Genomic DNA, 9153 nt, shown 5'->3' on the forward strand with positions numbered 1-9153 from the left:
CGTCGGTGTCAGACGCCGAACGACCCGGGAAAAGCCTGATGATGCGGGCATTCCGGCGGATCGCAGCTTGAGCGTAGCAGCTCCGCCAGCGGGCGTTTCACGCCCCGGACCGGCACTCTCAGGAGCTCTGCAGCAATGGCTATCAGCGTTTTCGACCTGTTCAAAATCGGCATTGGCCCTTCCAGTTCCCACACCGTCGGGCCCATGCGCGCCGCCGCCCTGTTCGTCGAGTCGTTGCGCGACAAATATCTACTGGAGCAGGTGCGCCGCATCGAGGTGCAGCTGTTCGGCTCGCTGTCGGCCACCGGTGTCGGTCACGGCAGCGACAACGCGGTGATCATGGGCCTGATGGGCGAGTGGCCGGACGCGATCGACCCGTCGCAGATCGGCCCGCGGATTCAGGCCCTGCGCGAAACCCACACGCTGTTGCTCGACGGTCGTTTGTCGGTGCCCTTTATATGGGGCCGGGACATGCGCCTGATCGACGAGAACCTGCCGTTCCATCCCAACGCCATGACCCTGGTTGCCGAAGGCGATCACGGCGAGCTGCATCGCGACACCTACTATTCGGTAGGCGGCGGTTTTGTGGTGGACGAGGCGCAAGCCTCCAGCGGTGTGGTGGATCTGGATCGCACCGAGTTGCCTTACGATTTTTCCAGCGCGGTGGAGTTACTGGAACTGTGCAAGACCCACAACCTGCGCGTGGCCGAATTGATGATGGCCAACGAGAGGGTCTGGCGCAGCGAAGAAGAAATCCGCGCCGGGCTGATGAAACTCTGGCGGGCGATGCAGGATTGCGTCGAGCAGGGCCTCAAGCACGAAGGCATCCTGCCCGGCGGCCTCAACGTGCGCCGCCGCGCGGCGAAGTTGCACCGCAGCCTTCAGGAATTGAACAAGCCCAACGTGATCGGCTCGACCCTCAGCGCGATGGAGTGGGTCAACCTGTTCGCCTTGGCGGTGAACGAGGAAAACGCCGCCGGCGGGCGCATGGTCACGGCACCCACCAACGGCGCCGCGGGGATCATTCCGGCAGTGCTGCACTACTTCATGAAATTCAGCGAGGCGGTGACCGACGCCAACGTGGTCGATTACTTCCTCGGCGCCGCAGCGGTGGGGATTCTGTGCAAGAAGAACGCCTCGATCTCCGGCGCTGAAGTCGGCTGTCAGGGTGAAGTCGGTTCGGCCTGTGCGATGGCGGCGGCAGGGCTGGCGGAAATCCTCGGCGCGAGTCCTGAGCAGTTGTGCAACGCGGCGGAAATCGGCCTCGAACACAACCTCGGCCTGACCTGCGATCCCGTGGGTGGCCTGGTGCAAGTGCCGTGCATCGAGCGCAATGCGATTGCGGCGGTGAAGGCGATCAACGCGGCACAGATGGCGTTGCGCGGGGACGGTCAGCACTTTATTTCGCTGGACCGGGTGATCCGCACCATGCGCGATACCGGCGCCGACATGCATGACAAATATAAAGAGACATCGCGGGGCGGGTTGGCGGTCAGCGCGGTGGAATGCTGATACCTGGTCGCCCCAATCGCTGGCAAGCCAGCTCCCACAGGGTTTTGAGGTGTTACCAAAATAGCAGCAACACCAAACAAACTGTGGGAGCTGGCTTGCCAGCGATGAGGCCGCGGTTGGATGTTGAGTCAGTAAATCTGAGGTGTGGCCTTCGCGAGCAAGCCCGCTCCCACATTCGATCGCATTCCGGCAGAGGAACCCGCTCAATTGTGGGAGCTGGCTTGCCAGCGATGAGGCCGGACCAGTCAAAACTGCGCGTTAAGTGCACACCGGAATCAAAACGCGCCACCTTTTGGCGCGTCGTTATCAGATAAGAGCCTTTCCCACCTCCAGCGCCTGATTCGAAGGCGCTACCGTCCGTCACCTGTGCCTGCGGTGACACTGTAGGACAATCGTGCGCAGGCCAGTTCCCACAAGTGCTACCGATTTGCTCACACGCTCCGGGGCAGGGCATTCGCGGCCGCTGATGGCACTTCGAATCACCTCTCATCGGAGCGCTTGTATAGACGCGTCGCGACGTCGTTTTCAGGAGTTATTGAACAGCCATTCAATTTTAGGCATGGCAATTGCTCTGTCATAACAAAGCCCGTCTCACGCAAGAGAACGATGGCGATAACAAGAGCCTCCGCCTGAGGCCATCACCCGCTTTGTGTGAGGAGATACCGCGATGACGTCGTTCAACTCCGGGGCTCAACCCCAGAACCGTGCGCCTCAATCCATCGGCTTTCTGCTGCTGGACAATTTCACGCTGATTTCCCTGGCATCCGCAGTCGAACCCCTGCGCATGGCCAACCAGTTGTCCGGTCGCGAGCTGTATCGCTGGACCACCCTCACTGTCGATGGTGGCCAGGTCTGGGCCAGTGACGGTCTGCAGATCACCCCCGACGCCTCCATGCACAAAGCCCCGGCCCTCGACACCGTCATCGTGTGCGGCGGGATCGGCATTCAGCGCACGGTTACCCGTGAACACGTGTCCTGGCTGCAAAGCCAGGCGCGTCAGTCGCGCCGCCTCGGTGCGGTGTGCACCGGCAGTTGGGCCCTGGCCTGCGCCGGCCTGCTCGATGGTTTCGATTGCAGCGTGCATTGGGAATGTCTGGCGGCGATGCAGGAAGCGTTTCCTCGCGTTGCGATGAGCACCCGTCTGTTCACCCTCGACCGCAACCGTTTCACCAGCTCCGGCGGTACCGCACCGCTGGACATGATGCTGCACCTGATCAGCCGCGATCACGGCCGTGAACTCTCCGCCGCGATCTCCGAGATGTTCGTCTACGAACGCATCCGCAACGAACAGGATCACCAGCGCGTGCCGCTCAAGCACATGCTCGGCACCAACCAGCCGAAACTGCAGGAAATCGTCGCGCTGATGGAAGCCAACCTGGAGGAGCCGATCGACCTCGACGAACTGGCGGTGTACGTCGCCGTGTCCCGTCGCCAGCTCGAGCGCCTGTTCCAGAAATACCTGCACTGCTCGCCGTCGCGCTACTACCTCAAGCTGCGCCTGATCCGTGCGCGGCAACTGCTCAAGCAGACGCCGATGTCGATCATCGAAGTGGCGTCGGTCTGCGGGTTTGTGTCGACGCCGCACTTCTCCAAGTGCTACCGCGAATACTTCGGCATTCCGCCGCGTGACGAGCGCGTCGGCTCCAACACCACCCAGCAGGTGGCGATGATGCCGCTGCCGCAGGCCATCGTGATGTCGCCGCTGTCCGGGCCGATGTCGGCGCTGAGTCAGGCACGCAACGAATCCACATTCGCCAGTGTAAGGCTCTGATAAGTATCGTTCCCACGCTCTGCGTGGGAACGCAGCCCGGGACGCTCTGCGTCCCAAAAGGCCGAACGCGGAGCGTCCGTTGAGGCATTCCCACGCAGAGTGTGGGAACGATCAGGTGAGCAACGTCAGGCGCTATGGGTTTGTTGGTATTGCGCCAATGCCGGCAACAATTGTTTGTCGATGGCCTGACGCACTGCAGGCTGGATGCTGGCGCCGCTGGTGTACATGTCCTTGACCATCTTGCGCAGTTCAAAGGCGCGAACGTTATCCAGACCGCGCACCGCATACTCACAGGCCTGCTCGGCAGTTGAACCTCCCGGCACTTGAAAACCCAACGACTTGAGCTGGCCCAACAGGTCTTCCTGATCGATCAAATCGGCATACATCATGACGCGAATCCTTCTTCGGCAACGGAGGTCGTGGCTCGATTCTGGTAGGCATGCCCAGGCACGGCAAGGGCGATTTGTCGCAGTGGCCGCGACGGCTATGAACAGGTCGTTTTCGGCTAACTTGCCGGCAAGGGGAGTGGGCACACTGGCCTCAGCTTGCTTCACGAAGGTTTGGTCACCCTCGCCACGGCAGCTCCTCAACAGTACCCTCGCCCCGATCCTGTCACGGCTTGTATCGGGGTTTTTTTTGCCTGTCAGAAATGCAGGAGGTCGCTCATTCGTCACTGTTACATCCAAAGGATGGCTACGTAACGTTGTTTGGCATTAGCATTGCTTCCAATCAAATACAGGAATGCCTGTATTTCAGCGCTTATTTGATCATCCACGAATGAGTGTTGAGGACAAGAAACTGTAATGGATCCGCATGCGATCGAATCTCGGTTTCTCAGGCAAAACGGAAGGTAGTGCAATGCTAAAACTCTTGTCCCTTAAAGGCGTCGGCCCTGCTGAAAAGTTCGGCCCTGTTGAGTTCGCTCCTCGCTTGAACTTCATCACCGGGGACAATGGTCTTGGAAAGAGTTTTTTACTTGATGCAGCCTGGTGGGTGTTGACTCGAACATGGGCAAGAGGCGTTGAGGCGGTTCCACGGGAAGACTCGACCTCACCCAGTATCCGCTTCGCTTTCAGCAAAGTGACGGAGGGCGACAAAGAAGGTGAGATTCCATTCAAGGATGGGAGTTGGCGACAGCAGAAGGCTCGTCCTTCGATTCCAGGGGTGGTGATCTATGCTGGCGTCGATGGCAGTTTTTCGGCGTGGGATCCCGCCCGTAATTACTGGAGCGATCAAGCAGCTGAATCCGAAGAGAAGATTCGCGCCTTCAACTTTTCTCCCGATCAGGTGTGGAAGGGTGCGATATCCGAGAAAGGGACCAATATATGCAACGGGTTGATCCACGACTGGGTTCGTTGGCAACGCACTGCCAATGACTCATCGTTCGATGAACTGACTCGGGCTCTGGATGCACTCTCGCCTTCGGGCATTGAACAGTTGGTACCAGGTGAGCCCTGTTACATCGGGGCGCTTGACGAGACCGAGTATCCAACCCTCAGGATGCCGTATGGGCAGGATGTTCCGCTGGTACATGCCTCTGCAGGTATGCGTCGAATTGCGGCTCTGGCCTACATGCTGGTTTGGACATGGAATGGTCACAAGCGTGCTTGCAAGCAGAGGAAAATCAATCCTGCCAAAGAAATCATTTTTCTGATCGATGAAGTGGAGTGTCATCTGCACCCCCAATGGCAGCGACGCATCGTGCCTGCATTACTGCGGGTAGTTCAGGCAATGACGGGTGAAAAGGTTGCTGTGCAACTGATAGTGGCGACTCACTCGCCTTTGGTACTCGCCTCTGTCGAACCCGATTTCGATGAGGCCGACGATGCCGTATTCAACATCAACCTTCATAAAAATGATGCAAAGATCTCCAAGGAACTCTGGGCTAAACAAGGTGATGTGGTGAATTGGCTGGTCTCCGATGCTTTCGGTTTGCGCCAGGCACGTTCCGTTGCCGCTGAAGTAGCCATTGAGGCGGCAGAGGCCTGGATGCGGAACGAGAAAAGCGCCTTACCAGATAACTTAAAAACTCAGAAAGCCATTCATGACGAGTTGGTCAGAGTACTCCCGGCGCTTGACGAGTTTTGGCCTCGTTGGATTGTTTCCAATAATAAAGACCGGATCAGGGGCTCAAGGAAATGATTCCAGTAGAAAATCCGATCGTTGAACCACCCGGGTTTGATGAAAAGTGTCGCGTCAAAGGCAATGCCTGGCTTGTAGAGAATCCAGATGCGCAACGCCCTCGGGACTTTTGGTCTCCCTTCAGGTTGAAGCTGGCCGAAGGTTTTCATGACCGTTGTGGATATGCCGCCATATTTTTAACCAGCGGAACTGTCGACCATTCCGCGAGCTGGAATGAGCGCCCCGAACTGGCATATGAGTGGTCCAACTATCGGTATGTCGATGCATGGATCAATAGTTCCAAAAGCAAGAAACGCTCGGCTGACTTGTTAGATCCTTTTGAAGTCGGCGAAGGCTGGTTCGAAATTATCCTTCCATCATTACAATTAGTTGTCACAGACAGCGTTCCGGACGCCTTTCGAGCACGCGCAGAAAACACTCTGCAACAACTTCCTATTCGTGATGATGAACGGGTGCTCCGAGTAAGGCGTAAATGGCTGGAGCTCTACGAGCAAGGGCGTCTGGATTTGGAAGGGTTGCGGGAAATGGCCCCGCTTATCGCTGCAGCCATCGAAAAGCGTGATGCACTCGCCAGCCCCCCCGAACGTCCTGCGCCTTCTCGGCGAAAAGCACGGGAAGCTTACGACCATGCATGTGTCGGCGCTCAGCAAAAGGTTCGAGAGTTGATCAGGAACAACGGGAATTCAAACGTGAATTCCCGTAGGTGGAAGCTTTCAGTGTGGGCCGAAGTCGATGACTCCCAAGTGGTTTCAACGCTAATAGCGATGAATCTTGCTACGTCGACAGGTGCGCAGTTTTGTGAAATCTCTGTAGGCACAGTTGATACGTCTATCGAGTTTGCTCTAAGTGCTGCCAATTATGCAGCTGAAATCCTTACTGAAACCCTGGGACCCGTTTTCGTCGCTAACGAGCCTCGAGAATAAGGCGCTCATGCCGGGGCGAGGCATTGGTCTAGCGCTGCAACACCAGAATCCGCGACAGCAGCTCATCCCGGTCGATGTAGCAGCCCTGAAAATGTCGGGCCCCGGTGGCCGGGTCGAACGCATTGCGTGCGTGCAGGGTGCGGCGGTTGTCGAAGCACCACAGCTCGCCCGGATTGAGCCGCTGCATGAACCGGAAACGTGGCTCGCGGGTCATGGCGATGAAGCGTCGGTAAGCGCGATACAGCAGGGGCATTTGCTCCACGGACGTGTCGAATGCGCCGCGCAGGAAGTTGGCCATGCGGATTTCCGCGACCCGGCCCAGCGCGTCCAGGGCGATGATCGGCGCCAGGCAGCGATAGTCGCTGTGGCGATCCTTGTTGCGAAACTCCACCGGGATCTCGCACAGGGCCTTGAATGATGCGGGATCTTCCTGACGCAACGCTTCGGCAATCGCAAAACCGTCGACGAAAATACTCTCGCCACCCTCGGCGTCGTTCACCAGACAATGCAGAAATTGTAGCCCCGGTTGCAGCTCGCGAGTCGGCAGGTCGGTGTGCAATGGCAGGTTGAAAGCGGTGTAGGCATTGCTGTCGGCGTCGGCCCTGGATTGCACGTTGAACAGCACACCGAAGTTGCTCTCGCGGATGAACGAAATGCGCTGGGCGATCAGCTTCAGTGAACCGGGTTCGGTGGGCACGCCACGCACCTGAGTCAGACCGATATCGCGTACTGCCAGCAACCATTGCAGCAACGCGGCGTTGTCGTTCATCAGGGCTGAATAGTCGAACACCGGCAACTGCAAATCACTGCGCCACAGGAAGGGTTTCGGCTTGGCGGCGAGGCGTTCGGCGCGGGATTCATCATCGTAGGCGTGGGCGCGCAACCAGCCGGCATCGAAGCGGCTGAGGTGGCCGTCCTGCCAGTCGATACGCAGGCAGCCATCGGTGTCGATGTGCACCGCGGATGGCGTCAGGTCGGGAGCCGCATCGATGATTTCGAACACCTGCTCACGGGTGACGCTGTAGACGCAGTGCGGACACGGACAGTTGTCACGCAGCCACACGTGGTGGAACGGGCTGACACGCCCGTCGGCCCATTCGATCAGGACGCGATCCGCCAGGTTCTGCACGCCGTTCAGCGCGCTGATCAACGGATAAGTACGGAAATCGGCAACTGCAGCGGCGGTTTGCATGGCGGCTCCTTGTGAGGGACGGATTTACCGGGCTGGGGGCAGGGCGATGACCCGGCCGATGTAAGCGGGAGCGGGCAGATCGGCCTGCTCGGCGACGATGGCTTGCAGACGGCCCAGGGTGTCCGGGGTAAACGGCGCGGAACGTGGCCCGGCCAGATCGACGTGCAGCAGCATCTGTTCGTTGCCGGCCAGCTCCTTGTCACCGCCGGCCAGGTGCAGGCTGTGATAGAGGTGCAGGCGTTTCTGGTCGTGGCCGATGATCTGCGTGCGCACTTCGACTTCGGCGTCGAGCTTCACTTCGTGCAGGTAGTTGAGGTGCAGTTCGAGGGTGAACAGCGAGTGTCCGCTGGCTTCGCGGTTGTTGCTGTCCATGCCGAGGCGATCCATCAGGGCGTCGGTGGCGTAGCTGAAAATCAGCAGATAGAAGGCGTCGCGCAGGTGGCCGTTGTAGTCGACCCAGTCGGGGATGATGCGGGTTTGGTAGGTGGTGAGGGTGGGCATGTTTATCTCCAGACACGAGCGTTCCCACGCTTTGCGTGGGACGCTCAATATGCGATTACTCGCTGAAACTCATTCCATGCTTTTCTTTGGTGGTCTTCACCGCCTCAAGCACCGCCAGCAGGCAATCATCACGATAGCGTTCCAGCGCCGAAATACTGTGCCGGCCCAATTGATCGCTGGTGCCATCCACCACATCGTCGATCAACTTGTCGGTCAGCTCCGGCGCCGGCAGGTATGTCCACGGCAACTGCAACGCCGGGCCGAACTGCGACATGAAGTGGCGCATACCGGCATCGCCACCGGCCAGGGTGTAAGTCAGGAACGTGCCCATGAACGACCAGCGCAGGCCAGCGCCAAAGCGGATCGCATCATCGATTTCACCGGTGGTCGCCACCCCGTCGTTGACCAGGTGCAGCGCCTCGCGCCACAGCGCTTCGAGCAGGCGGTCGGCGATGAAGCCCGGCACTTCCTTGCGCACATGCAGCGGTCGCATGCCGAGGGATTCGTAGACTTTCATCGCGGCCTGCACGGCTTCGGGCGCGGTGTTCTTGCCGCCGACCACTTCCACCAATGGCAGCAGGTAAACCGGGTTGAACGGGTGACCGACCACGCAGCGTTCCGGGTGAGTTGAACTCTCGTAGAACTCGCTTGGCAACAGACCCGAGGTGCTGGACCCGATCAGGGCATTCGGCTTGGCTGCCGCACTGATTTTGCTGTGCAGATCCAGTTTCAGTTCGAGGCGTTCCGGGGCGCTTTCCTGGATGAAGTCCGCATCGCGCACGCATTCTTCAATGGTTGCGACAAAGCGCAGGCGATCCTGCGAGGCGCCGGGCGCCAGATCGTTTTTCTCCAGCGCGCCCCAGGCATTGGCCACGCGTTTGCGCAGCGCCGCTTCGGCACCCGGCGCCGGGTCCCAGGCCACCACGTCGAGGCCGTGGGCGAGGGCGCGGGCGACCCAGCCGCTGCCGATGACGCCGCTGCCCAGTGCTGCGAAGGTTTTGATTTCGGTGATAAAGCTCATGGTCATGTCCTAAAGAGTTCGCAGAACCCTGTGGGAGCGGGCTTGCCCGCGATAGCGTCGGTACTACCGAAAAATCTGTCGGTAGAAAAAA

Annotated in this window: 8 protein-coding genes; 4 read left to right on the forward strand and 4 right to left on the reverse strand. The window is 59.2% G+C overall.

Annotated elements, in window-relative coordinates:
- The first annotated feature begins 135 nt into the window (after positions 1-135).
- The gene (locus ACTJK7_RS11455) at positions 136-1512 is read left to right on the forward strand and encodes an L-serine ammonia-lyase (RefSeq protein WP_108563435.1); all 1377 of its coding nucleotides are present in this window, start codon (positions 136-138) and stop codon (positions 1510-1512) included.
- A 667-nt stretch (positions 1513-2179) separates the two neighbouring features.
- Positions 2180-3283 (forward strand): GlxA family transcriptional regulator, encoded by a 1104-nt coding sequence (locus ACTJK7_RS11460; protein WP_011336300.1) that lies wholly within the window; start codon positions 2180-2182, stop codon positions 3281-3283.
- Between the two features lie 125 nt (positions 3284-3408).
- Here ACTJK7_RS11460 and ACTJK7_RS11465 read toward each other — a convergent pair whose 3' ends face one another.
- Positions 3409-3672, reverse strand: a complete 264-nt coding sequence (locus tag ACTJK7_RS11465) for a hypothetical protein (protein ID WP_064380218.1) — start codon at positions 3670-3672, stop codon at positions 3409-3411.
- A 424-nt stretch (positions 3673-4096) separates the two neighbouring features.
- Between ACTJK7_RS11465 and ACTJK7_RS11470 the strand changes: the two genes are divergently transcribed.
- Positions 4097-5425, forward strand: coding sequence for an AAA family ATPase (locus tag ACTJK7_RS11470; protein ID WP_440779549.1), 1329 nt, complete (start codon positions 4097-4099; stop codon positions 5423-5425).
- Positions 5422-6348, forward strand: a complete 927-nt coding sequence (locus ACTJK7_RS11475) for a hypothetical protein (RefSeq protein ID WP_199912992.1) — start codon at positions 5422-5424, stop codon at positions 6346-6348. Before ACTJK7_RS11470 ends, ACTJK7_RS11475 begins: the two co-directional genes overlap by 4 nt.
- A gap of 28 nt (positions 6349-6376) precedes the next feature.
- Here ACTJK7_RS11475 and ACTJK7_RS11480 read toward each other — a convergent pair whose 3' ends face one another.
- The 3 genes from ACTJK7_RS11480 to ACTJK7_RS11490 are packed head-to-tail and all read right to left on the reverse strand — an operon-like array spanning position 6377 to position 9062.
- A complete protein-coding gene (locus ACTJK7_RS11480; RefSeq protein ID WP_108563433.1) occupies positions 6377-7540 on the reverse strand; it encodes a gamma-butyrobetaine dioxygenase in 1164 nt (387 codons plus the stop codon).
- Positions 7541-7564: 24 nt separating this feature from the next.
- Positions 7565-8041, reverse strand: a complete 477-nt coding sequence (locus ACTJK7_RS11485; RefSeq protein ID WP_064380221.1) for a thioesterase family protein — start codon at positions 8039-8041, stop codon at positions 7565-7567.
- 55 nt (positions 8042-8096) lie between these two features.
- Complete coding sequence (locus ACTJK7_RS11490) at positions 8097-9062, reverse strand: L-carnitine dehydrogenase (RefSeq protein WP_440779550.1); 966 nt, start codon at positions 9060-9062, stop codon at positions 8097-8099.
- Positions 9063-9153: the final 91 nt, after the last annotated feature.

Origin of the sequence: Pseudomonas sp. 22085, from assembly GCF_052045815.1 — a bacterium.
GTDB classification, from domain to species: domain Bacteria; phylum Pseudomonadota; class Gammaproteobacteria; order Pseudomonadales; family Pseudomonadaceae; genus Aquipseudomonas; species Aquipseudomonas glycinae.

What these genes read in the sequence shown, in the direction of transcription:
- ACTJK7_RS11475 (WP_199912992.1), top strand. Translation starts at nt 5,422, where the DNA reads ATGATTCCAGTAGAAAATCCGATCGTTGAACCACCCGGGTTTGATGAA.
- ACTJK7_RS11490 (WP_440779550.1), bottom strand. Translation starts at nt 9,062, where the DNA reads ATGAGCTTTATCACCGAAATCAAAACCTTCGCAGCACTGGGCAGCGGC.
- ACTJK7_RS11460 (WP_011336300.1), top strand. Translation starts at nt 2,180, where the DNA reads ATGACGTCGTTCAACTCCGGGGCTCAACCCCAGAACCGTGCGCCTCAA.
- ACTJK7_RS11470 (WP_440779549.1), top strand. Translation starts at nt 4,097, where the DNA reads ATGCGATCGAATCTCGGTTTCTCAGGCAAAACGGAAGGTAGTGCAATG.
- ACTJK7_RS11485 (WP_064380221.1), bottom strand. Translation starts at nt 8,041, where the DNA reads ATGCCCACCCTCACCACCTACCAAACCCGCATCATCCCCGACTGGGTC.
- ACTJK7_RS11480 (WP_108563433.1), bottom strand. Translation starts at nt 7,540, where the DNA reads ATGCAAACCGCCGCTGCAGTTGCCGATTTCCGTACTTATCCGTTGATC.
- ACTJK7_RS11455 (WP_108563435.1), top strand. Translation starts at nt 136, where the DNA reads ATGGCTATCAGCGTTTTCGACCTGTTCAAAATCGGCATTGGCCCTTCC.
- ACTJK7_RS11465 (WP_064380218.1), bottom strand. Translation starts at nt 3,672, where the DNA reads ATGATGTATGCCGATTTGATCGATCAGGAAGACCTGTTGGGCCAGCTC.